A 22,264-nucleotide genomic window follows, 5' to 3' on the forward strand; every position below is an offset into this window, starting at 1 on the left:
TTGGGATTGGCGTCGCGACGGTAACGGTGGAAAAGATGAGGCGCCGGGTTGGCGCGAGTGAACCGGAACGTCTTCGAAGGTCGTTTGTCCCGCAAGGGCTTCGATTCACTGTACGGCGGCATGCCCAGCCCGAACATGCCGGCCGCCCGGTGGCGATAATGCGAAGGACGTTGATGCCACCTTCGTCGAGCAGGCTTTCAAAATGCATGCGGTTTGTTGCGCCACGCTGACCACCCTGGCAGCCTCGGCGACCTCGTGCCTGCCGGGGGCAGGCGACCGGCGCGCGCCTGCGTGCGCGTAGCTTCGCCCATCATGACCATCAACCCGGTTCCCCTTCAGCGTGATGGACGTAGATCGCGCTCGCACTGAATTGATTGTGTTGGATATGGTAAATCTCAATAGTGATTTTTTAGCACTGCATTCTTTATATTGGTTTCTGGATGTACTAGATTTCTTAGGCATTTCTCGCCACGAAGAGGCTTGTGAATCGGTGGATTGTCGTCCGGGGCTCCGTGGCGTCGACAATCGCCGTGCAAGAAGCAGTCAGTTGCAGTTGCTGTGTTGGTGTCAGGTTACCAAAGGGCTGCCACTGCACCCCCCGCAATGAACAGTTCTCCGACAACCTTAAAGGAGAAACGTATGACGACTCAGCCCACTCAAATTGTCCCCCCTGATACGCTCGCGAACACGTACACGCCTGTTTTCGCCCAAGGCGATCCCGGCAACGGAATTGGCGGCTACGACCTGAAGTCTCCTGCCGACCACGCGTTCGCGTTCGACTATGACAGCAGCGGAAAACTGGACCATCTCGCGCTGTATCGGCCCGGCACCGGGACGATCTGGATTCTCAAGAACACGCACGGAGAGTTTGCGCCCGTGTATCACCAGGGCGATCCCGGGAGCGGAATTGGTGGTTACGATTTGAAGTCTCCCGCCGATCAAGCGTTCCCGTTCGATTATGACGGCAGCGGCAAGCTGGATCATCTCGTGCTGTATCGTCCCGGTACCGGGACGATCTGGATCCTCAAGAACACGCAGGGAGCCTTTGCGCCCGTGTATCACCAGGGCGACCCCGGCAACGGAATCGGCGGCTACGACCTGAAATCGCCTGCCGACCGCGCGTTCGCGTTCGACTATGACAGCAGCGGAAAACTGGATCATCTCGCGCTGTATCGACCCGGTACCGGGACGATCTGGATTCTCAAGAACACACAGGGAGCCTTTGCGCCCGTGTATCACCAGGGCGATTCCGGGAGCGGAATTGGCGGCTACGATTTGAAGTCTCCGGCCGATCAAGTGTTCCCGTTCGATTATGACGGCAGCGGCAAGCTGGATCATCTCGTGCTGTATCGGCCCGGCACCGGGACGATCTGGATCCTCAAGAACACGCACGGGACCTTTGCGCCCGTGTATCACCAGGGCGACCCCGGCAACGGAATTGGCGGCTACGACCTGAAATCGCCTGCCGACCGCGTGTTCGCGTTCGACTATGACAGCAGAGGCAAACCGAATCATCTCGCGCTGTATCGACCCGGTACAGGGACGATCTGGATTCTCAGGCACGTTCATGGAGAGTTTGCGCCCGTGTATCGCCAGGGCGATCCCGGGAGCGGAATTGGTGGCTACGATTTGAAGTCTCCGGCCGATCGCGCGTTCGCATTCGACTATGACCACAGTGGCCGGCAGGACCACCTCGATTTGTACCGCCCTGGCACAGGTACTATGTGGATCCTGAAAAGACAGTAGGTTGAGTGTTTTGGCCGATCGCTGTCGAGCGATTGCTTCTTGACGCGCCTTCGACAGCGGTCGTTTGGGTCTCCTTCTTCTGACAGGGCCTTGGCTGAAATTTGCCTCGCACGAACACTTAAGGACTACCTATATAGGCCGGCAATCTACCGACTATCGCGCGCAAACGAAAGGCCGCTGCCGCCGCGATGATCCGAATCGGCGAGCGGATAGTCCGTAACCCTGCTGACGCAACGGTCCGAATTTCCGTTGTGGTCAACAAGCACCGTGGGGCCGCGAAGTTCGCGGCCCTTTGATGTGACGTCCGTCCGTTACTGACCGGGCGTTGCCACACCGCCGGTGGTGCCGGGCGTAACCGTTGTCTCGGTGATTGCGGTGACGCCTGACGAATCAACCGAGCGTGTTGTCGTCACCGACGGCGCGGTCGCGCGCACCGCTCCTTGTTGCGCGACAGTTCCGGATTGCGCCGCCGTTCCCGGTTGAGTCGTAACGTTTGGCCGTGACTCCGCACCCGGCTGCGTCACCACCACCGACGTCATACGCGGCTGCGTCGCCGCTCTGGATTGCGTCGCGACCGGCCGCGCTGACGCGCGACGATCCCGCGAGCTGGAAAGGGCACGTCGGCTTCTATCTGCGTCACGACGACGAGAACGTCTACCTGTTCGGCGGCAACCAGCTCGAAGAAGTGCGCGCGCTCGCGTATCCGCTCGACACCGTGCTCGGCTACCGGTGGCCCGCGTAGCGGGCGTTCAGGTCGCCAACCGTCGCACGCGCTCGCCTGCGGATTGCTACACTGCGGCAGGCTGGTTGCACCATCCTGCCGGCTTTTCGCTTCCTCGGTCGCGGCGGCCCATCGCACGCGCCCGGGTCCCCATGAAAATGAACAAGGAGAGCGCAGTGCAGAGCGGTAATCTTCGTCTTTACGTCGACGCGCAATACACGAGCCCCTACGCGATGTCGGTCTACGTCGCGCTTCAGGAAAAATCACTGCCTTTCGAACTGGTCACGGTCGACCTCGGCAATCGCGCGCACTTCGCGCCGGACTACGCGGCGACGTCGCTGACGCAGCGCGTGCCGACGCTCGTGGACGACGACTTCGCGTTGTCGGAATCGTCGGCGATCACCGAGTACCTGGACGAAGCGTTTCCCGCGCCGCGCGTGTATCCGGCCGATCTCCGCCAGCGCGCGCGGGCGCGGCAGGTGCAGGCGTGGCTGCGCAGCGACCTGATGCCGATCCGCACCGAGCGCTCGACCGAAGTGCTGTTCTATCGCCCGTCGGGCGAACCGCTGTCGAATCTCGCGCAGGCCGCCGCGCAGAAGCTGTTCGCGGCCGCCGACAAGCTGCTCGCGCCGGGCGCCGCAAACCTGTTCGGCGACTGGTGCATCGCGGACGTCGACCTCGCCCTGATGCTGAACCGCCTCGTGATGAACGACGATCCGGTGCCGCAGCGCCTGGCGGACTATGCGCGCGCGCAGTGGGAGCGGCCGTCCGTGCAGCAATGGGTGAAGCTGAAGCGTCCGTCGCTGTAACCGGCGCGGCCGTGCGCAACGGACCGGTCCGGCCCGTTGCTTCCCGTCTCGCCGCTCGTCCTGCGCGGCGATCTTCTCCCGCCTCGCTCAGTTCGTGGCCACGGCGTCAGCCTTCGCGCCGTCCGCCGCATCGTTCCGGCTCCACCCGCCGCCCAGCGACCGATACAGCGCGACCGCCGACAGCGCGTGCTCGCGCCGCACCTGATTGAGCGCGTCCGAATCGCGCAGATACACCTCCTGCGCCGACAGCACGTCCAGGAAATCCGTCGCGCCGCCTTTGTAGAGCTGGTTCGCGAGACCGAGCGCCTTGTCCGACGCGGCAAGCGCGCTGTTCAGGCGCTGCGTCGCGGCGGTCGTGCTGACGAGATCCGCACGCGCGTCCTCGACCTCGCGCAGCGCCTGCAGCATCGTCTGCCGCAAGCCGAGCTCCGATTCGCGCATGCGGCTTTCGCTCTGCGCGATGTCGGCGGTGATGCGCCCGGCATTGAAGATCGGGCTCGTCGCGCTCAGCGCCGCACTGAACAGGTTGTCGGTCAGCGTCGGCAGGCCGAGATAGGACGCGGCGAGGAGGCCGTCGGTCAGGTTCAGCGAGAACTTCGGATAGCGCTCGGCCTTCGCGACGCCGACCTGGGCCGCGCGCTGCTCGACGCGCGCGTAGGCGGTCAGCACGTCGGGGCGGCGCAGCAGCGCCTGCGACGGCAGCGTGGCGGGCGAGCCGTCTGGCGGCGCCGGGATGTCGCCGGCCTGCGTGAGCACGAGCTTGTCGACCGACTCCGGCGTGCGCCCCGAATACACGGCGATCAGGTTGAGCTGGTGCGAGACCTGCGCCTGCGTCGGCGGAATCCGCGCTTCGAGCGCGTCGAGCTGGTTCTGCGCACGCGTGACGTCGAGTTCGGTCGACAGCCCGAACGCCTGGCGCTTGCGCGTGAGGTCGAGCGCGCGCTGGCGGATCTGCGCGTTGTCTCGCAGGATCCGCAGTTCCTGCTGCGCCCACCGCAGGTCGACGTAGGCCGACGCGGTGTCCGCCGCGAGCGCGAGCCGCATCGCGTCTTCCGCGTGTTTCTGGCCGACGAGTTCGGCTTGCGCGGCGAGCAGGTCGAGCCGTTCGCCGCCGAACACGTCCGGCGACCAGCTCAGCGCGAGGCCCGCGCCGGCCTGCTTCACGTAGCCGAGCGGCGGCGGCGTGTTCTGGCGCGCGTAAGCGCCGTGCGCGTTCGCGTCCAGTTCCGGCAACAGCACTGAGCGCTTTTGCACCGTCAGTGCCTGCGCCTGCTTCACGCGCTCGGCGGCCGCCTGCAGGTCGAGGTTGGCGTCGAGCACGGTGGCGATCAGTTCGTCGAGCACCGGGTCGTGGAACTGCGCCCACCACGTCGCGGCATCGACGTCCGCGCGCGGCACGTCCGTGTCCCACGCGTGCGGCGCGAGCGATCCGACCGATTCGTGCAGCGCGGGGTGCTGCGCGGGCTGCACCGCGCAACCGGCAGCGAGCGCGCTGACGGCGAGGGCGACGAGAAGCTTTTTCATGGTGATCACCTCAGTGCGCGTCCGGCGGCGGCGCGCTCGTGGAAATGGGTTTGGAAAACAGCACCGCGACCAGCGCGACGAGGAAACACAACGCGAGCGCGTAGAACGCATCGGCGTAAGTGAGCGTCAGCGCTTCGCGATAGATGAGCCGATGCAGGTTCGCGAGGCCGGCCTGCGCGGCGTTCAGCGTGTCGCCGGCGACGGCCGTCCAGTGCGCGGTCTGCCCGTCGAGCAGGGCCGCGACCTGCGGCTGGCCGGCGCTCACGTGCTCGTTCAGGCGCAGGTAGTGGAAATTCAGCCGGTCGTTGAGCATCGTTGCGCTGACCGCGATGCCGATCGCGCCGCCGAGGTTGCGCATCAGGTTGAACAGGCCGCTGGCGGATTTCAGCCGCGACTGCGGCAGCGAGCCGAGCGCCATCGTCACGATCGGCGGTACGCTGAACTGCTGGCCGATGCCGCGCAGCGCCTGCGGCAGCAGCAGTTCGCGCCAGCCCCAGTCGTGCGTGATCGGCGTGTACAGGTAGATGCCGAGGCCGAAGCAGACGAGCCCGAACACCAGCAGCACGCGCATGCTGAAGAAGCGCGCCGCGAACGCGTAGGCGCCGAGCGCGAGCATCTGGAACGCGCCGACCGACAGCAGCGCGATGCCGATCTGCAGCGAGCTGAAGCCGCGCACCTGCGCGAGGAACAGCGGCGTCAGGAACACCGACACGAAGATGCCGATCCCGGTCACGAACGACAGCAGGCTGCCGATCCCGAAGTTGCGCACGACGAGCGCGCGCAGGTCGACGATCGGGTCCTTCGCGGTCAGCGCGTGGACGAGGAACAGGAAGCCGCAGATCGCCGAGATCCACGTGCACAGCACGATGACGTCGTCGCCGAACCAGTTCTTGCGCGGGCCTTCCTCGAGCACGTATTCGAGGCAGCCGAGGAAGCCGGACATCAGCGCGATGCCGAGATAGTCGCCGCGCTTGAGCAGGCCGAGGTCGGGCTGGTCGATATGCACGTAGCGCGGCACCAGCGCGGCCACGACGATGCCCGGCACGAGGTTCAGGTAGAACAGCCAGTGCCACGACCACTGGTCGGTGATCCAGCCGCCGATCACCGGGCCGATCGCCGGCGCGAGCGATGCGAGCGCGCCGATGGTCGTCGACGCGACCAGCCGCTGCTTGCCGGGAAACAGCACGAATGCGGTCGTGAACACGGTCGGGATCATCGCCGCGCCGAGCGCGCCCTGCAGCCCGCGAAACAGGATCATCGAGTTGATGTCCCACGCGAGGCCGCACAGCATGCTGGTGATCGTGAAGCCGACCGCGGACGCGACGAACAGCCAGCGCGTCGACAGCACCTTCGACAGCCAGCCCGACATCGGGATCACGAGGATCTCCGCGATCAGGTACGCGGTCTGCACCCACGACAGTTCGTCCTGGCTCGCGGACAGCCCGCCGCCGATGTCGCGCAGCGACGACGCGACGATCTGGATGTCGAGCGTCGCCATGAAGAACCCGACGCACATCAGCGCGAACGCGAACACGCGCTGCCGCATCGGTTGCGACGCCGGGTCGCCGATAAAGCCTGTAGTCATGATCCGCTCCGTATTTCGCTCGGCATGCCGCTCAGTCCGCGCGCGCCGTATGCACGGTCACGACCGCGGACAGGCCGGGACGCAGCACGTTCTCGAGGCCCGGCTGCGCATCGAGATGCACGCGCACCGGCACGCGCTGGACGATCTTCGTGAAGTTGCCGGTCGCGTTCTCCGGCGGCAGCACGCTGAAGGTCGCGCCGGTCGCGGGCGCGAGGCTTTCGACGCGGCCGTGCACGCGTTGGCTCGACGCGTCGAGCGACACGTCGACGCGGTCGCCCGGACGCATCTTCTTCAGCTGGTCTTCCTTGAAGTTCGCGTCGATCCACAGGCCCGACGCGGGCACGATCGTCAGCAGCGGCACGCCGACGCCCGCGAGCATCCCGACCCGGCCGGTGCGGTTGCCGACGTAGCCGTCGACCGGCGAGCGGATCGTCGTGTATTCGACGTTGAGCGCCGCGACCCGCTGCGCGGCGAGCGTGGTGTTTACGCGCGCGCGGGCGTCGGCGAGCTGCGCGCCCAGCACGTCGAGCTGCCGCTTCGCGGCGAGCAGCGCGGCGTCGCTGCGGTCGACCGCGGCGCTCGCCTTCGAATAGTCGGCGTCGGCGCGCTCGACGATCTGGTTCGACACGGCGTCGGACTTCACGAGTTCGCGGTAACGCACCCTGTCGGACGCCGCGCGCGTCAGTTCGGCGGCCGACGCGCCTTTCTCCGCTGTTTGTTGGCCGATCACCGCGTACTGCAGCTGCTGCTTCGCTTCGAGCTCGGTCACCGCGGCGCGCGCGCCGTCGACGTCGGCCGTCGCCTGCGCGAGCTTCGCGTCGTAGTCGCGGGCGTCGAGCCGCACCAGCACGTCGCCGGCCTTCACGCGCTGGTTGTCGGTCACGAGGATCTCGTCGACGAAGCCGTTCACCTTCGGCGCGAGCACCGTGACGTTGCCGCCGACATATGCATCGTCGGTGCTCTGCTCGAAGCGCAGCACGAGATCCCAGTAGAGCGCCGCCGACGCGACGACGGCGACGACGGCCAGCACCGCGACGGTCATCCACGGCACGCGCCGGCGCTGCCGCGCGACGGCTTGCGCCGGCGCCGCTTCTCGGGAAACAGGAGTCTGGGTCGTATCCATCGATTCACCTATGTATATGCACTTTTTGAAACGACCGGCGCGGCGCGTCGATCGGGGGATTGCCTCAACGCTCCGGGATGTTGTGCGTGATCCGGAACAGTTCGTCTCTCAGCCGCGCCGCTTCCGACGGGCCGAACCGTTGTTCGAACGTTTCCTGCGCTTCGAGCCAGTGCGCATGCGCCTGCGCGATCTTCGCTTCGCCGTCGCCGGTCAGCGCGAAGGTCAGCCGCCGGCCGTCGCCCGCGTAGCGGCCCGTGACCAGCGCCGCGCCGACGAGCGGCTTGAGCGCGCGCAGCAGCGCGGTGCGCTCGATGACCAGCACGGCCGACAGCGCCGCCATCGTCAGGCCGGGGCGTTCGCGCAGCAGCGCGAGGATGCTGTACTGCGACGCGGTGACGCCCGCCTGCGACAGGTAACGCTCGTAGAACTGCGAGATCCGGCGGGCGGCCTGCCGGACAGCGAAACAGTCGTCATCGGTGAGCGTGTACTTGTGCATGTGCACATGTTAGTGAGCGGGGCGGCGCGAAGCGATGCGCGGGGCGCAATCAGATTGGTGCGCCGGTTGTATCAATCGGTTGGAAGAGACGGCGCTCCGGCGTTGCCATAGGCCGCCGCATAGGCGATGAACGCCTTGACCTTCGCCGGCAGCAGCGCGCGGTTCGCGTAGGCCAGCTTGATCTCGACGAACGCGTCGACGAGATCGGCGTCCTCGAGCAGCCGCACGAGCGCGCCGGACGCGAGCTCCGGCTCGACCAGCGCGCGCGGCACCACGCCGATCCCGAAGTCGCGCAGCACCATTTCCCGGTTGAACACGGGGCTGTTGGACGCGACGTCGAAGCGGAACGGCACGGTCAGTGTGTCGCCGCCGACGCGAAACGTCAGCGCCGGGCGTCGCAGCGTCGGCGACAGCGACACGAACAGGTGGTCGGCGAGGTCGGCGGGCGTGGCCGGGCGGGGGTGGTGTTCCAGATAGCGCGGCGTCGCGACGATCACGACGGGAATCCGCTCGAGCAGCCGCACGACGGTCGTCTCGCTCGTCAGCATGTAGGGCACGACGATGCCGATGTCGTAGCCTTCGCCGACCAGGTCGACCGGGCGCTCGGTCAGCGTCACGTCGAGGCGCACTTTCGGATGCGCGGCCTTGAAGCCGGCGATCAGCGGCACGAGGCGGTTCAGCGCGACGGTCGTGTGCGCGACGAGCCGCAGCAGGCCATCCGGCTCGCGGGTCTGCGTCTGGGCTTCCGCCTCGAGCGCGTCGAGCTCGTCGAGCACGGCCGCGCAGCGCTCGTAGAGGCGCTCGGCCGTCTCGGTCAGCGACACCTGCCGCGTCGTGCGGTGCAGCAGGCGGCTGCCGAAGCGCGCCTCCAGCTCGGCGATCGCGCGCGATACGACCGGGCGGGCGAGTCCATGCACGTCGGCGGCGCGGGTGAAGCTGCGCAGTTCCACCACCGACCGGAAAATCCGCAGCTTGTCGAAGTAGTCCATGTGCGTGTCCTCGGGGTCGAAGGCGGAACCCGTACGGCGGAGTATACGTTGACTTTATGCATATGCACATATAGATTGCAACGCATGGACGATATTCAGATTGCCGGTGCGTGCAACTGCTTCGCGCTGCGTCAGGCGACGCGGTTCGTCACGCAGATCTACGAACGCCACCTGAGCCCGCTCGGCGTCACGCCGGCGCAGTTTTCGATCATGGCGATCCTGTCGCGCCGGCCCGACGTGCTGATGAGCGACCTGGCCGACGCGCTGGTGATGGACCGCACGACGCTGCTGCGCGCGCTGAAGCCGCTGCAGCGCGACGGGCTCGTCGAGACGGGCGCGTCCGAGCACGACGCGCGCGCGCATGCGCTGAACCTGACGAAACTCGGGCAGCGCACGTTCGGGCACGCGAAGCGCGCATGGCAGGCTGCGCAGGACGAATTCGAGGCGCAGTTCGGCCGAGGCCGCGCGCAGGCGTTGCGCGACGAACTGTTCACCCTGACGGGGAAGCGGTAGGCGAAACGCGCGGCGCAAGCTCGACCCGCGCAGATTGGTCCTTGCGACCCGTTCGACATCCGGCGACAAGGCACAGGCATGGCCCTGCCGGTTTTCCCGGCTTTCATCGCTGCCGCGTCCATCGGGTGCGATCGCACTCCAATCAACTGGAACCTAATTCGAGCCATTGATGCCGGGTTTCCACCTGTTTCGGGCGAGTCAGCCGGCCGAACTGGTGATTTGGTCTGAATGGGTGGCCGGTCATAGACCGGCCTGGACATATTTCATTGCCAGTTGTAGATTCCTCCTACGCGTGACACAGGCCGGAACGGTCGAGCGAGTCAGGAGGAGCAACCCGATGTTGCAATTGAGCGATCGCGATCAGGCGATGTTGCATGGGGATTTCGGCGAGGGCGTCGCGCGTGCGATGCGGATCGTCTCGCGCACGGCCGAGGTCATGGCCGCGCCGCATCTCATCGACATCACGTCCGCGCATATCGACGGCTGCCTGTATCACGGCCGGACGAGTCTCGACTTCGTCGACTATTTCGTCGCGACGGGCGTGAAAGTCGCGGTGCCGACGACGCTGAACGTCGGGTCGCTCGACCTGATCCATCCCGAGCTGTACCACGGCGACCGTGCGATCCAGCGCGATGCGCAGCGCCTGATGGACGCCCATCTGCTGCTCGGCTGCGAATCCAGCTTCACGTGCGCCCCGTATCAGCTGAAGAACCGTCCCGCGCTGGGCCAGCAGATCGCGTGGGCCGAATCCAATGCGATCGTGTTCGCGAATTCGGTGCTCGGTGCGCGCACGAGCCGGTACGGCGACTTTCTCGATCTCGCCGCCGCGATCACGGGCCGCGCGCCGTACGCGGGCCTGCACGTCGACGCGAACCGGGCCGGACGGATCGTGTTCACGGCGCCCGACTTCAGCCGTCTGCCGTCGCGCGACATCTACTTCGCCGCGCTTGGCCTGCTGGTGGGCAAGGTCGCGGGCGCGATCGTGCCCGTGATCGTCGGCCTGCCGGCGGACACCAGCGAGGACGAACTGAAGGCGCTCGGCGCGGCAGCCGCGTCGAGCGGGGCCGTTGCGCTGTTCCACGCGGTCGGCGTGACGCCCGAGGCGCCGACGCTGGACGCCGCGCTGCATGGACGCGCGCCGCAGCGAACGGTCGACGTGTCGATGGCCGATCTCGACGAGATCCGTCGCACGCTGAACCAGGGTAAGGCGGGCGACGCACTCGTCGCGGTGGCGCTCGGCACGCCGCATTTCTCGCTGGCGGAATTCCGCCGGCTCGACGAATTGCTCGACCGTTTCGACGGCAAGCCGGCATGCGATTTCTACGTGAATACGAGCCGCTTCATCCTGTGGGAGCTGGGCGAGCTTGGCCTCGCGAGCCGCTTCGAGGCGCGCGGCGTCCAGATCGTCGTCGATACGTGCACGTACATCACGCCCGTGATGAAGCAGCTGTCCGGACTGGTCATGACCAATTCCGGGAAATGGGCGTCGTATGCACCCGCGAACATCGGCGTGACGGTGGCGTACGGCAGCATGAGCGAGTGTGTCAGGTCCGCGTTCGAAGGAAAGGTGCGATTCGATGACTGAAACAGTGGGTGGCGGTTCGGGTGCGACGGGCACGGTGCTGACAGGCGATACGCTCGTCGCAGGGAATGCGTTCGCGGACACGCTCGTGCTCGACAAGCCGCTCAGTTTCTGGGGCGGCTACGATTCGGTCGAGGGGCGGATCATCGACCGTGGCCATCCGCTCGCTGGCGCGAGCCTCGCCGGCAGGGTCATGGTGATGGCGCATGCGAAGGGATCCAGTTCGAGCAGCAGCGTGCTTGCGGAAGCCGTTCGGAATGGCACGGGGCCCGTCGGCATCGTCCTGAAGGAGCGGGACCTGATCATCTCGATCGGCGCGATCGTCGCCGCCGAGCTGTATGCGATCGAGGTGCCCGTCGTGTGTGTCGCGGAGCACGTGTACGACGCGATCGTCCGCGCGTCGGGGCCGTTGCGGATCGAGGCGGCCGGCGGAATCGGCGGCGCGACGATCAGCCTCGGCGACGCCGCGCGCCGAGATTAGCCGGCCGGCGTTTGCCGAGGTCGCGGTTCGTGGCCGATCAGTACACGGTATGAATAGATAGCGCTGGGTCGCCGCGATCAACGTCTCACGCGCCTTCGCGTTCGCGATGCCGGGCCGCGCCGGTCAGCCCGGCGGCCGCCTCCCGATACGCGCTCGGCGTCTGCCCGGCCCAGCGCCGAAACGCGCGCGTGAAATTCGCCGGGTCGGTGAACTGCAGGCGCTCGGCGATCGTCTTCAGGTCGAGATCCGACGCCGCGAGCAACTGCTTCGCATCCCGATAGCGCGCCTCGTCGAGCAATTGCCGGTAGCTCGCGCCGGCTTCCTCGAGCCGCCGCCTGAACGTGCGCGTCGACACGAGCAACTGCTGCGCGAGCGTCTCCGGCCCCGGATAGCCGCCCGCCGCGCGCGCCAGCTCCGCCCGCACGCGCTCGACGAGATCGCCTTCCTCCTGCCGGACCTGCGCGTATTCCCGCTCGACCTGCACCAGCGCCTGCCGGTGCGCGACCTCGTCGGCCAGCGGCAGCGGCCAGTCCAGCACGTCGCGCGCGATCCGCAGCGCATTCGCCGCGCAGCCGAAGCGCACCGGCGGCAACTGGTCGCGGTAACGGGCGAAGTAGGCGGGCTCCGGCCACGCGAACCGCAGCGCGATGTCCGGCGACGCGCGCCCGGACAGCTGCGCGATGTTCCGCGCGAGCCCGGTCAGCACGAATTCGAACATCACGTGATGCTGCAGCACGGGGCTCGCCTGCACGCCGTGCAGTTCGAGCGTCGCGCCGTTTTCATCCTCGGCATAGGTCAGACGATATTGGCGGTTGCGCATCCGGAAGTAGCGGATCGTCACCTGCAGCGACGCGCGGATGTCCCGCGCGGTCAGCGTCGCGTAGCCGAGAAAGCCGTGCACGGTCGGCTTGAGCTGCAGCCCGAACGCGAGACCGATACCCGGATCGCCGCCGATTTCGATCGCGTTCAGCACGAGCCGCCCCCATTGCGACGGCGCGACGCGCGCGTCCGGTTCGGCCAGCACTGCGTCGCGCAGGCCCGTGCCGGCGCGCACCGCGGCGAGGTCGACGCCGCGCGCGTCGAGCACCTGCAGCAGCAGGCGCGGATAGGCGACCGGAATCGTCGGCCGGCGCAGCCCGAGGCGGTCCTTGGCAAGCGGGGAAGTCATGTCTATTTGGCCGGAAATGACAAGCATTATGGCTGTTTGCCCCCTCACGTTCAACGTGGTGCGCGCCCTACGATGATGCTCACCGCTTTTCCGGCCACGCCATCATGACGACACCGTTTCCCCACCTGCTTGCCCCGCTCGACCTCGGTTTCACGACGCTGAAGAACCGCGTGCTGATGGGCTCGATGCACACGGGCCTCGAGGACAGCCGCAAGACGCTGCTGCGGCTCGCCGAATACTTCGCGGAACGCGCGCGCGGCGGCGTCGGCCTGATGGTCACCGGCGGCTTTGCGCCGAACGTGGCCGGCTGGACCAAGCCGTTCGGCGGCACGCTGATGACGTCGTCGGCCGCGCGCCGGCACCGCGCGATTACCGACGCCGTGCACACCGAGGGCGGCAAGATCGCGTTGCAGATCCTCCATACCGGCCGCTACGGCTATCACCCGTTCGCGGTTGCGCCGTCGAAGATCAAGTCGCCGATCTCGCCGTTCGCCCCGCATGAACTGACCGCGCGCGGCGTCGAGCGGCAAATCGGCGCGTTCGTGCGCTGCGCGAAGCTCGCGCGCGAAGCGGGCTACGACGGCGTCGAGATCATGGGCTCCGAGGGCTACCTGATCAACCAGTTCATCTCGATGCATACGAACAAGCGCACCGACGCGTGGGGCGGCTCGTACGAGAACCGCATCCGCCTGCCGATCGAGATCATCGAGCGTACCCGCGAGGCGGTCGGCCGCGACTTCATCCTGATCTACCGGCTGTCGATGCTCGACCTGATCCCGGACGGCAGCGACTGGAGCGAGGTCGTGCAGCTCGCGAAGGCGGTCGAGCGCGCGGGCGCGACGATCATCAACACGGGGATCGGCTGGCACGAAGCGCGCGTGCCGACGATCGGGACGTCGGTGCCGCGCGGCGCGTTCGCGTGGGTGACGAAGAAGATGAAGGGCGAGGTCGGCATTCCGCTCGTGACGACCAACCGGATCAACCGGCCGGAAGTCGCCGAGCAGATCCTCGCGGACGGCTGCGCGGACATGGTGTCGATGGCGCGCCCGCTGCTTGCCGATGCCGAGTTCGTGAACAAGGCCGCCCGGGGCCGCGCCGACGAGATCAACACCTGCATCGGCTGCAACCAGGCGTGCCTCGACCATGCGTTCAAGAACAAGATCGCGTCATGCCTGCTGAACCCGCGCGCGTGCCACGAAACGGAACTGAAATACGCGCCGACGCCGAAGGCGAAGCGCATCGCGGTGGTCGGCGCGGGGCCGGCCGGGCTCGCGTGCTCGACCGTGCTCGCGCAGCGCGGCCATCGCGTCGACCTGTTCGACGCGGCAGCGGACATCGGCGGCCAGTTCAACATGGCGAAGCGGATTCCGGGCAAGGAGGAATTCCATGAAGCGCTGCGCTATTACCGCCGCCAGATCGAGCTGACGGGCGTGGCGCTGCACCTGAACCGGCGTGTCGACGCGAACGACCTGATCGCGGGCGGCTACGACGAGATCGTGCTCGCAACCGGCGTGTCGCCGCGCAATCCGAAGATTCCGGGGCAGGACGGGCCGAACGTGCTCAGCTACATCGACGTGCTCGCGGGCAACCGGCCGGTCGGCAAGCGGGTCGCGGTGGTCGGCGCGGGCGGGATCGGCTTCGACGTCGCCGAGTTCCTGGTGCAGGACGGCGTGTCGCCTGCGCTCGATCTCGACGAATGGAAGGCGGAGTGGGGCGTGACCGATCCGGCCGCGACGCGCGGCGGCGTGACGCGTGCGCAGGTCGCGCCGCCGGCCCGCGAGGTGACGCTGCTGCAGCGCAAGGCCGCGCCGCTCGGCAAGGGGCTCGGCAAGACGACCGGCTGGATCCACCGCGCGACGCTGAAGATGAAGCAGGTGAAGATGATCGGCGGCGTGAACTACGAGCGGATCGATGCGCGCGGGCTGCACGTGTCGTACGGCGAGAAGCGCACCGATCCGGAGCTGATCGAGGTCGACACGATCGTGCTGTGCGCCGGCCAGGAGCCGCAGCGTGCGCTCGTCGAGCCGCTGCAGGCGGCGGGGCGCACGGTGCACCTGATCGGCGGCGCGGAACTGGCCGCCGAGCTCGACGCGAAGCGCGCGATCGACCAGGGCGCGCGGCTGGCGGCACGGCTGTGACCGGGCTGTGAGCCGGCTGTGACCGCGCTGTTTCCGGTTACGCGGCTTCGGCCCGTTCCTCCGCTTCGGCCTCGAGCATGGCCCGCACGATCAGGTAGACGGCCGGCAGGTCGTCGTCGTCGCGGCGCCAGTCGACTGGTTCCTCGACATCCACGGCCACCATCCGGCTGTCGCGCAGCCGGATGAACGCGTCGACCACCGCCGGATCGTTCCGGTTCAGAAACCCCGCATTGGAGAACGCCAGGTCCTCGACGTCGAGCAGCGCCTGCCAGCTGAGCGTGCGGACCGCGGCCGGGTGGGTGCGCCGGCGCAGGCCGAGCGCGCGCTGCGCGGGCCCGCCGACGACGCGTTGCAGGTCGACGGCCGCCCGCTGCGCGGCGCGCTCGAAGTGGACGGGATTGAAGCCGGGTTGTTCGGGATCGAAAGCGGATGGCTGGAACATGGTCGCCTCACAAAGTCCGTTCGTCGAAAGTGATTGAAATCGGGTCATATGGCCAAAAGCACTGTAAATATATACAGTGATTCGATTGGTTTCAAGCCCTGAATCACACGAATTCGTTGGGGCGACTGGCGACGGCTGCCGGCAATGCGTCCGGCTTCAGACCGACGCCGCGATCGTTTCGCGCAGCCACCGGTGCGCCGGATCGCGATGCGAGCGTTCGTGCCACAGCATCGACATTTCATAGCCGGGCACCTCGATGGGCGCGTCGACGATCCGCAGCGCGGGTGCGTCGCGCACGAGACGCTCGGGCAGCATCGCGACGAGATCGGTGTTCGCGACGGCCGACATCACGAACAGGAAATGCGGCACGGACAGCACGACGCGGCGCGCGGCGCCGTGCTTCGCGAGCGCGTCGTCCGTCACGCCGACGAAGCCGCCGCCGTCGGGCGACACGATCACGTGCTCGAGCGTGCCGAACTGCGCGAGCGTGGGCCGACGCCTGAGCTTCGGATGCCCGGCGCGGCCGACGAGCACGTAGCGTTCGACGAACAGCGGCAGGCGCCGCATGCCCGCCGGCGAACCTTCGGTCGTGTGGAACGCCAGGTCGATCTCGCTGCGTTCCGCCTGTTTTTCGATGCGCGGCGGCGCGAGCTCGACGACCGCGAGCCGCGTGCCGGGCGCGGCGGACCGCAGCGTGCGCAGCGCCGGCAGCACGATCGTCGATTCGCCGTAGTCGGTGGCGGCCACGTTCCAGGTGTGCGTCGCGGTCGCGGGATCGAACGGCGTGGCGGGCAGGACCGCGCGCTCGACCGCGTCGAGCGCTTCCCGCAGCGGTTCGCGCAGCGCCTCGGCGCGCGCGGTCGGTCGCATCCCGCGCGGGCCGGGCAGCAGCAGCGGATCGCCGAACACGTCGCGCAGCTTCTGCAACTGCACGCTGACCGACGGCTGCGACATGCTCAGCTTCTCGGCCGCGCGCGTGACGTTGTGCTCTGACAGCAGCACGTCGAGCGTGACGAGCAGGTTCAGGTCCAGTCGTCTGAGATTGTTCATCGCTATACCTGGAATTCCGGAAATTCATTTCCAATATACCTGCCGGCGCGGCATCCTGCCGACATTCAAGCAACGGAGTGTCTGGTCTTGACGTCCTCGCCCGCCTAAAGGCGGGCGATTTCCACAACTGGCGATGCACGTCCGCATCGGAGAATGTTCAACGCAGCATTGGTATCACGATCATGCACGACACCACAGCCACTGCAGGTCCACTCTCTTATTCGCAGTCCCGCGATACCTTTCGGCCGCGTCGTGCTGTCTTTCGACCCGCACGACGAACAGGACTGGGTCGAACCGCTTTCGTCCACTTCCTCGAACGTGGCTCCGTGCGCCATCGCCTTGTAACGGAGCTTGTCCCGGAAGGACGACCAGGCTGCGTCGTAGACGCTCTTCGCCATCCTGGTTCTGGCGAGTTTCACGGCCGACACGTTGCCGACCGCGATGTAATCGAAGCGTCGCACCAGATCGAGTGCGAGCTTGTGCTGGAAATCGGCGCGGGCGTTGGCCACCTTGGCGTGCAGCTTCGCGATATGCCGCTTGTGCTTGCGCGCCCGCTGCGCCTTCGCCAGCGTGTCGGCCGCACGCCGGCCGAACCGGTCATTGGGCAGCTTCTCGCCGGTCGACAGTGTGGCGAAGTCTTTCAGGCCGAGATCGATGCCGACGCCGGAACGGATCGGACGCGCCGCAACCTCGGGCATTTCGACCACGATATTCAGGAACCAGTTGCCGCGCGCATCCTGCGCGAAGTTGGTGCCGTCCTTGATCTTGCCTTCAGGAAGCGGGCGACTGTTGAAGACACGGAAGGTATTGCCAGCAAAGCGAAACGCGTCGCCCTCGCGCTTCAGGTCGCGGCCCTTCAGGGGTACCCAGCCCAGCGATTTCCGGCCGCGATAGCGCAGATAAGGGCGACGGTGCTGGCTGCGCGACTTCGCGTATTGCTCGCACGCGGCGTTGACCGTGCCGGAGTGGATGCTGAGTGCCTTGCTGCTGCCGGTTGTCAGCACGTTCAGGTCGAACCCCGTCGGCCACTTCTTGCCCCACTTGAGCGCGTGCTTCTGCGTGTCATTGCAGAAGTTCCAGACGTAGTTCACTGCACGGCTCTGTTTGTTCAGGAGTCCGTTGAGCGATTTCACCCGGTAGCGATAGACAAGGATCATGCCGGCCATCCTAACCCGCGGAAGAAGCGGCCTGTCAAGAGCACTCCTTTCCTCCCCGCCATGCGCCCCGAAGGAAGTCCCCTTGGGGGAAATGGCGGGGCTTCTCGGAGCAACTGATGAATATGCTGATTGTCTACGCCCATCCCGAGCCGCGGTCGCTGAACGGCGCGCTGCGGGATTTCGCCGTGCAGCGTCTTGAGGCTGCCGGCCATGCGGTGCAGGTGTCCGACCTGTATGCGATGAACTGGAAGGCGACGCTCGATGCGGACGACGTCACCGACCGGCCGTCCGGCGCGCGATTCGACCCGTCGCTCGACTCGAAGCGCGCATTCGCGCAAGGGACGCAACGCGACGACATCGCGCGCGAGCAGGCGAAGCTGAAGTGGGCCGATGCGGTGATCCTGCAGTTTCCGATGTGGTGGTTCTCGATGCCGGCGATCCTGAAGGGCTGGGTGGAGCGCGTGTATGCGTACGGGTTCGCGTATGGCGTCGGCGAGCACTCGGACACGCGTTGGGGCGTCCGGTACGGCGAAGGGTCGCTCGCGGGCAAGCGCGCGATGCTGGTCGTCACGACGGGCGGCTGGGAATCGCACTACAGCCCGCGCGGCATCAACGGGCCGATCGACGACGTGCTGTTTCCGATCCAGCACGGGATCCTGTATTACCCCGGGTTCGACGTGCTGCCGCCGTTCCTGATCCACCGGTCGGGGAAGATGGACGATGCGCGCTTTGCGCAGGCGCGCGACGCGCTCGGCGAACGTCTCGACAGTCTGTGGGCGACGCCGCCGATTCCGTTCCGCCGTCAGAACGCGGGCGACTACGAGATTCCGGCATTGACGCTGAAGGACGATATCGCGCCGGAAAGGGTGGGATTCGCGGCGCATGTGGATGGGGCGGGGCGCTGAGGCCCGATCAATGCCGGTCGCGGAGGCGCCGCTCGACACGCAGGCGCCCTGGCGGCTCGAAGTACGTGCCGAACCGGACGAGGCCCGCGTTCTTCAGATGGCACGTCATCTCGAAGCTGACCAGGATTCCCGGGTCCTGGTTGTCGATGATCTCGACGTCGATCGAGCGGATTCGCGGCTCGTATCTCAAGAGCGTGGCTTCCATCTGCTGCTTGAGGACGTGTGCCGATGCCGGGAGCGCCTTGTAGATGTTGGTCAGGTCGGGCAGCCCATAGTCGGGCAGATGCTTGAGCGCGCCGGCGCGCGTATTCAGGATGCGTCGCACGTTCTGCTGGACGCTCAGGCATTCGAGCGTCCTGTCGTCGTACGCGTCGATCGGCTCGCCGCCGATCTGGCCGAGCAGCACGTCGTAGAGGGACGGGCCGGCGGTCATGCGGAGTGCCGTGACGGAAGGTCGACATCGACCGGCAACGGCGCATCGACGAAATCGATCGTCATCCTGCCGTCCGTGTCCGCAGCAAGGCCGATTGCCTGCGGCGTGATGCCTGACGCCATGCGCGTCAGCAGTTCACGCGAAACGGTCGGCAGAATGCGCTGGTTGATGAACGCATCGACGTTGCGTGCGCCGGACTCGCGCGATACGCAATGCTGCGCGATCGAATCGATCAGGTCGTCCGCGCACGTCAGCGTCACGGCGTGTTGCCGATGCAGGCGTTCGGCAACCTTGGCGAGCTTGATCCGCACGATAGACGCAAGCGCCGTAGCGTCGAGCGGCCGATACACCAGCGTCTGGAAGCGTGCGAGCAGCGCGGGCTGGAAGCGTGCGAGCAATTGCGGATGAATGGCTTCGCCCAGCGCCGTTTGCGCGATTTCGGGATCGACGGCCGTCGCATCGTCGATCTGCGCACTGCCCAAGTTGGACGTCATCACGATCACGCAGTTGCGGAAATCGATTTCGCGCCCTTCGCCGTCGCGCATCATGCCGCGGTCGAACACCTGGTAGAACAGGTCGAGCACGTCGCGATGCGCTTTTTCGACCTCGTCGAGCAGGACGACGCTGTAGGGCCGCTGACGTACGGCTTCCGTCAGGATGCCGCCGCGCCCGTAGCCGACATAACCGGGCGGCGAGCCTTTCAGTTGCGATACCGTGTGCGCTTCCTGGTATTCGGACATGTTGATGGTCGTCAGCGCGGCTTCGCCGCCGAACAGCAGGTCGGCCAGCGCCAGTGCCGTCTCGGTCTTGCCGACGCCGGACGGGCCGGCGAGCAGAAACACGCCGAGCGGCGCGTGCTCGCTTTTCAGCCCGGCCTTTGCCGTGCGCAGGCTTTCCGCCAGCTCGGCGATCGCATCGTCCTGGGCGACCACGCGCGCAGCCAGCGCGGATTCGAGCGTGAGCAGGCTGCGCAGTTCGTCTTCGACCAGGTTGCCGACCGGCACGCCGGTCCATTCGGCGACGACGCGCGCGATCGCCTGTGCATCGACGTCTGGAAAGATCATCGGGGCCTTGCCTTGAACGGTCGACAGTGACTGGAGCGTTGTCGCGATCGGCCCGGGATCGGATTGCGCATTCCCGGCGCGACGGATGGCGCGCAGTGATTCGACGAGTTCTCGCTCGCACGCGTACTGGCGTTCCAGGGCGTCGGCGCTGGCGTGCATGGCATCGTGCGTTGCGTCGATCGATTCGCGTCGGGCCGTCGCGTCCGGGAGCCCTGCGCGTGTGTCGGCATCGATCGCGGCGCGCTCCAGTGCGAGCGCTGCCAGCGTTGCGCGCACATGCTGCAGCTCGGTCGGGGGCACGTCGAGACCCATGCGCACGCGTGCCGCCGCCGTGTCGATCAGGTCGACGGCTTTGTCCGGCAGTTGCCGGGCCGGGATATAGCGGCGCGACAACCTGACGGCTGCGACGATCGCCTCGTCGCGGATATGGACGTCGTGATGGCGTGCGTATCGGTCGGCAAGCCCGCGCAGCATCAGGCACGCAGTGTGGTCGTCCGGCTCGTCGACCTTGACGACCTGAAAGCGCCGTTCGAGCGCCGCATCGCGTTCGAAATATTCCTTGTATTCGGCCCACGTGGTCGCCGCGATCGTGCGAAGTTCGCCGCGCGCGAGCGCCGGCTTGAGCAGATTTGCGGCGTCGGCGCCGCCGGCCGCGTTGCCGGCGCCGATCAGCGTGTGTGCCTCGTCGATGAACAGCAGGATCGGCGTGGCGGACGCGCGCACTTCGTCGATCACGTTCTTCAGCCGTTGTTCGAATTCGCCCTTGACGCCCGCGCCCGCCTGCAACAATCCGAGGTCCAGCGTCAGGATGCGCGTGTCCCGAATCGTCTCCGGAACGCTGCCTTCGACCACCCGCAACGCAAGCCCTTCGACGAGCGCCGTCTTGCCGACGCCCGGTTCGCCGACGAGGATCGGATTGTTCTTGCGGCGGCGTGCCAGCACGTCGATCATTTGCCGGATTTCGCGGTCACGCCCGAATACGGGATCGATGTCTCCGTTCCTGGCCTTTTCCGTCAGGTCGAGCGCAAAGCGTGCGAGTGCCTCGCCGTCGATCGAACGCTGCGGAACATGCTTGACCGGTGCGTCGGCGGTTGGCGCCTGCTGGCCGGCTACCTGAGCCGCATGAGCAGCATCGCCTTGCGGTGGCGCAGTGTCTTCAGTTTCGTTCTCGCTGGACCGCCGGCCCAAACGCGGCAGCGTGCGGCGAATCTGGGCTCTGGAAAGCGACAGCAGCGGCCACGCGCGTTGCGTGCGCAGCACATGTGGCGCATCGACGACGGCTTGCAGCAGATGGCCGGAGCGGATCGTGCCGTCCGGATCGTCGGACGATGCGTGCGCCCACGCGTCCTCGACGACGGCGGCGAGCTGTCGCGACAACGCGGGCTTGCCGCGCAACGTGCGCGGCACGCGATCGATCACCTGGATCAGTGCATCCCAAACGGTGTCGATGTCGAGATCGTAGTGCCGAAGGACTGCGGGGATGTCCCCGTCGTCCGCTTCCAGCAGCTTCAGCAACCAATGCTCGACGGCGATCTCGTCCGCGAGTCGTGTCTGGCAAAGGCTCGCGGCGGCTTCAAGCGCCTGCGCGCAATGGGGATTGAGGCGGCGAAGGAGGTGAGTGGCGTCCCGGAGGGCGGGCGTTCGGTCGTCGCGCAGCGTCATGTCGAGGGCTGGAAAAGAAGAGGAAAGGGCGGGCGTTCATTGGCGCCCGCTTTCGGCGGCCGGGTCAGTGCGAATCTGCCGACCGCCCCCGGCGGAATCCGGTTGCGCCGCAGCCGGTTTCCGCCTGTCGGTCAGGACATCAGGAGCGTTCGTTCCAGGTGTCCTTGTGGATGATGTTGCCGTCCTTGTACGACCACGTGATGGTTTCGTAGCGCAGCTCGACGTCCTCGAGGTGATTGTGCTTCTCGAAGTCGGGGTTCTTGATGTCGAGCATCTTGGGCTTCACCGCGACGATCTTCACATTGTCGAGCTTCGTGTTGAAGTACTCCTTCTCCTTGCCCGCGTCGTCGATCTTGTACCACTTGATCTCGACCGACTTCAGCGTCTGGCCGCTCGTGACGGCCTTGTACAGGTACGGCGTCGACGCGTCCGTCTCCTTCGTCAGCGTGATCGGCTTGTGGACGCGCGTGCCGGTCAGCTTGCCGGTGTTGCCGTCGGTCGGGATGTGGACGCCGTGATCGAACGCGACAAGCTCCACGCTGCCCTCACGGTCCTGCACGGTCACCGAACCCTTGATGTCCGCGCCGCCGTCGTCTTTGAGCCACATGTAGGCCGGAATTGCCATTTGTTCACTCCTTGTTCGTACTACGAATCGCCGGAATCGGAGTCCGGCGCT

The 22,264-nt window shown here is 66.7% G+C and carries 19 protein-coding genes and 1 pseudogene; 8 read left to right on the forward strand and 12 right to left on the reverse strand.

Annotated elements, in window-relative coordinates; translation table 11 throughout:
• Positions 1–639: 639 nt before the first annotated feature.
• The 3 genes and pseudogenes from B7P44_RS21560 to yfcF all read left to right on the forward strand — a co-directional run bounded on the left by B7P44_RS21560 (position 640) and on the right by yfcF (position 3,276).
• A complete protein-coding gene (locus tag B7P44_RS21560; RefSeq protein WP_084908051.1) occupies positions 640–1,746 on the forward strand; it encodes a hypothetical protein in 1,107 nt (368 codons plus the stop codon).
• Positions 1,747–2,323: 577 nt separating this feature from the next.
• Positions 2,324–2,488, forward strand: a pseudogene (locus tag B7P44_RS21565) (TIGR02594 family protein); the annotation flags it as partial.
• A gap of 155 nt (positions 2,489–2,643) precedes the next feature.
• Positions 2,644–3,276, forward strand: a complete 633-nt coding sequence (gene yfcF / locus B7P44_RS21570; RefSeq protein ID WP_084909949.1) for a glutathione transferase — start codon at positions 2,644–2,646, stop codon at positions 3,274–3,276.
• A gap of 87 nt (positions 3,277–3,363) precedes the next feature.
• On the opposite strand, the gene B7P44_RS21575 is transcribed toward yfcF, so the two are convergent.
• The 5 genes from B7P44_RS21575 to B7P44_RS21595 all read right to left on the reverse strand — a co-directional run bounded on the left by B7P44_RS21575 (position 3,364) and on the right by B7P44_RS21595 (position 8,993).
• On the reverse strand, positions 3,364–4,800 hold the full coding sequence (locus B7P44_RS21575) for an efflux transporter outer membrane subunit (protein ID WP_084909950.1): 1,437 nt from the start codon (positions 4,798–4,800) through the stop codon (positions 3,364–3,366).
• Between the two features lie 10 nt (positions 4,801–4,810).
• The gene (locus tag B7P44_RS21580; RefSeq protein ID WP_084908052.1) at positions 4,811–6,385 is read right to left on the reverse strand and encodes a DHA2 family efflux MFS transporter permease subunit; all 1,575 of its coding nucleotides are present in this window, start codon (positions 6,383–6,385) and stop codon (positions 4,811–4,813) included.
• A gap of 31 nt (positions 6,386–6,416) precedes the next feature.
• Complete coding sequence (locus B7P44_RS21585; protein ID WP_084908053.1) at positions 6,417–7,508, reverse strand: HlyD family secretion protein; 1,092 nt, start codon at positions 7,506–7,508, stop codon at positions 6,417–6,419.
• Positions 7,509–7,572: 64 nt separating this feature from the next.
• Positions 7,573–8,004: a MarR family winged helix-turn-helix transcriptional regulator gene (locus B7P44_RS21590; protein WP_084908054.1), complete on the reverse strand. Its 432-nt coding sequence runs from the start codon at positions 8,002–8,004 to the stop codon at positions 7,573–7,575.
• 71 nt (positions 8,005–8,075) lie between these two features.
• The gene (locus B7P44_RS21595) at positions 8,076–8,993 is read right to left on the reverse strand and encodes a LysR family transcriptional regulator (protein WP_084908055.1); all 918 of its coding nucleotides are present in this window, start codon (positions 8,991–8,993) and stop codon (positions 8,076–8,078) included.
• Positions 8,994–9,077: 84 nt separating this feature from the next.
• Between B7P44_RS21595 and B7P44_RS21600 the strand changes: the two genes are divergently transcribed.
• The 3 genes from B7P44_RS21600 (at position 9,078) to B7P44_RS21610 (ending at position 11,569) form a co-directional block, all read left to right on the forward strand.
• Positions 9,078–9,506, forward strand: a complete 429-nt coding sequence (locus B7P44_RS21600; protein WP_084908056.1) for a MarR family winged helix-turn-helix transcriptional regulator — start codon at positions 9,078–9,080, stop codon at positions 9,504–9,506.
• Between the two features lie 337 nt (positions 9,507–9,843).
• A complete protein-coding gene (locus tag B7P44_RS21605) occupies positions 9,844–11,091 on the forward strand; it encodes an aconitase X (RefSeq protein WP_084908057.1) in 1,248 nt (415 codons plus the stop codon).
• Entirely contained in the window at positions 11,084–11,569 is a 486-nt protein-coding gene (locus B7P44_RS21610; protein ID WP_084908058.1) for an aconitase X swivel domain-containing protein, read from the forward strand. The genes B7P44_RS21605 and B7P44_RS21610 overlap by 8 nt, the downstream gene beginning before the upstream one ends.
• Positions 11,570–11,654: 85 nt before the next feature.
• Here B7P44_RS21610 and B7P44_RS21615 read toward each other — a convergent pair whose 3' ends face one another.
• Positions 11,655–12,764, reverse strand: coding sequence for an AraC family transcriptional regulator (locus B7P44_RS21615; protein ID WP_084908059.1), 1,110 nt, complete (start codon positions 12,762–12,764; stop codon positions 11,655–11,657).
• 77 nt (positions 12,765–12,841) lie between these two features.
• On the opposite strand from B7P44_RS21615, the gene B7P44_RS21620 reads away from it, so the two are divergent.
• On the forward strand, positions 12,842–14,875 hold the full coding sequence (locus B7P44_RS21620; protein WP_084908060.1) for an NADPH-dependent 2,4-dienoyl-CoA reductase: 2,034 nt from the start codon (positions 12,842–12,844) through the stop codon (positions 14,873–14,875).
• A 37-nt stretch (positions 14,876–14,912) separates the two neighbouring features.
• On the opposite strand, the gene B7P44_RS21625 is transcribed toward B7P44_RS21620, so the two are convergent.
• The 3 genes from B7P44_RS21625 to B7P44_RS21635 form a co-directional block, all read right to left on the reverse strand.
• Complete coding sequence (locus B7P44_RS21625) at positions 14,913–15,317, reverse strand: DUF2471 family protein (protein WP_084908061.1); 405 nt, start codon at positions 15,315–15,317, stop codon at positions 14,913–14,915.
• 156 nt (positions 15,318–15,473) lie between these two features.
• A complete protein-coding gene (locus B7P44_RS21630; RefSeq protein WP_084908062.1) occupies positions 15,474–16,367 on the reverse strand; it encodes a LysR family transcriptional regulator in 894 nt (297 codons plus the stop codon).
• A gap of 104 nt (positions 16,368–16,471) precedes the next feature.
• Positions 16,472–17,524, reverse strand: coding sequence for an RNA-guided endonuclease InsQ/TnpB family protein (locus B7P44_RS21635; protein ID WP_084909951.1), 1,053 nt, complete (start codon positions 17,522–17,524; stop codon positions 16,472–16,474).
• 116 nt (positions 17,525–17,640) lie between these two features.
• On the opposite strand from B7P44_RS21635, the gene B7P44_RS21640 reads away from it, so the two are divergent.
• Positions 17,641–18,429, forward strand: a complete 789-nt coding sequence (locus B7P44_RS21640) for an NAD(P)H-dependent oxidoreductase (RefSeq protein WP_084908063.1) — start codon at positions 17,641–17,643, stop codon at positions 18,427–18,429.
• Between the two features lie 7 nt (positions 18,430–18,436).
• On the opposite strand, the gene tssE is transcribed toward B7P44_RS21640, so the two are convergent.
• The 3 genes from tssE to B7P44_RS21655 all read right to left on the reverse strand — a co-directional run bounded on the left by tssE (position 18,437) and on the right by B7P44_RS21655 (position 22,213).
• A complete protein-coding gene (gene tssE, locus B7P44_RS21645) occupies positions 18,437–18,862 on the reverse strand; it encodes a type VI secretion system baseplate subunit TssE (protein WP_084908064.1) in 426 nt (141 codons plus the stop codon).
• The gene (gene tssH, locus B7P44_RS21650; protein WP_084908065.1) at positions 18,859–21,588 is read right to left on the reverse strand and encodes a type VI secretion system ATPase TssH; all 2,730 of its coding nucleotides are present in this window, start codon (positions 21,586–21,588) and stop codon (positions 18,859–18,861) included. Before tssH ends, tssE begins: the two co-directional genes overlap by 4 nt.
• Before the next feature lie 139 nt (positions 21,589–21,727).
• Positions 21,728–22,213: an Hcp family type VI secretion system effector gene (locus B7P44_RS21655; protein ID WP_084908066.1), complete on the reverse strand. Its 486-nt coding sequence runs from the start codon at positions 22,211–22,213 to the stop codon at positions 21,728–21,730.
• Between the last annotated feature and the right edge of the window lie 51 nt (positions 22,214–22,264).

This window comes from Burkholderia ubonensis subsp. mesacidophila (assembly GCF_002097715.1).
Lineage (GTDB): Bacteria > Pseudomonadota > Gammaproteobacteria > Burkholderiales > Burkholderiaceae > Burkholderia > Burkholderia mesacidophila.

Bases quoted from the DNA above. Each gene is read 5' to 3' on its own strand.
- B7P44_RS21595 (WP_084908055.1), bottom strand. From the start codon at position 8,993: ATGGACTACTTCGACAAGCTGCGGATTTTCCGGTCGGTGGTGGAACTG.
- tssH (WP_084908065.1), bottom strand. From the start codon at position 21,588: ATGACGCTGCGCGACGACCGAACGCCCGCCCTCCGGGACGCCACTCAC.
- B7P44_RS21605 (WP_084908057.1), top strand. From the start codon at position 9,844: ATGTTGCAATTGAGCGATCGCGATCAGGCGATGTTGCATGGGGATTTC.
- B7P44_RS21625 (WP_084908061.1), bottom strand. From the start codon at position 15,317: ATGTTCCAGCCATCCGCTTTCGATCCCGAACAACCCGGCTTCAATCCC.
- B7P44_RS21610 (WP_084908058.1), top strand. From the start codon at position 11,084: ATGACTGAAACAGTGGGTGGCGGTTCGGGTGCGACGGGCACGGTGCTG.
- B7P44_RS21635 (WP_084909951.1), bottom strand. From the start codon at position 17,524: ATGATCCTTGTCTATCGCTACCGGGTGAAATCGCTCAACGGACTCCTG.
- B7P44_RS21655 (WP_084908066.1), bottom strand. From the start codon at position 22,213: ATGGCAATTCCGGCCTACATGTGGCTCAAAGACGACGGCGGCGCGGAC.
- B7P44_RS21600 (WP_084908056.1), top strand. From the start codon at position 9,078: ATGGACGATATTCAGATTGCCGGTGCGTGCAACTGCTTCGCGCTGCGT.
- B7P44_RS21580 (WP_084908052.1), bottom strand. From the start codon at position 6,385: ATGACTACAGGCTTTATCGGCGACCCGGCGTCGCAACCGATGCGGCAG.
- B7P44_RS21620 (WP_084908060.1), top strand. From the start codon at position 12,842: ATGACGACACCGTTTCCCCACCTGCTTGCCCCGCTCGACCTCGGTTTC.
- B7P44_RS21615 (WP_084908059.1), bottom strand. From the start codon at position 12,764: ATGCTTGTCATTTCCGGCCAAATAGACATGACTTCCCCGCTTGCCAAG.
- B7P44_RS21560 (WP_084908051.1), top strand. From the start codon at position 640: ATGACGACTCAGCCCACTCAAATTGTCCCCCCTGATACGCTCGCGAAC.
- B7P44_RS21630 (WP_084908062.1), bottom strand. From the start codon at position 16,367: ATGAACAATCTCAGACGACTGGACCTGAACCTGCTCGTCACGCTCGAC.
- B7P44_RS21640 (WP_084908063.1), top strand. From the start codon at position 17,641: ATGAATATGCTGATTGTCTACGCCCATCCCGAGCCGCGGTCGCTGAAC.
- tssE (WP_084908064.1), bottom strand. From the start codon at position 18,862: ATGACCGCCGGCCCGTCCCTCTACGACGTGCTGCTCGGCCAGATCGGC.
- B7P44_RS21575 (WP_084909950.1), bottom strand. From the start codon at position 4,800: ATGAAAAAGCTTCTCGTCGCCCTCGCCGTCAGCGCGCTCGCTGCCGGT.
- B7P44_RS21590 (WP_084908054.1), bottom strand. From the start codon at position 8,004: ATGCACAAGTACACGCTCACCGATGACGACTGTTTCGCTGTCCGGCAG.
- B7P44_RS21585 (WP_084908053.1), bottom strand. From the start codon at position 7,508: ATGGATACGACCCAGACTCCTGTTTCCCGAGAAGCGGCGCCGGCGCAA.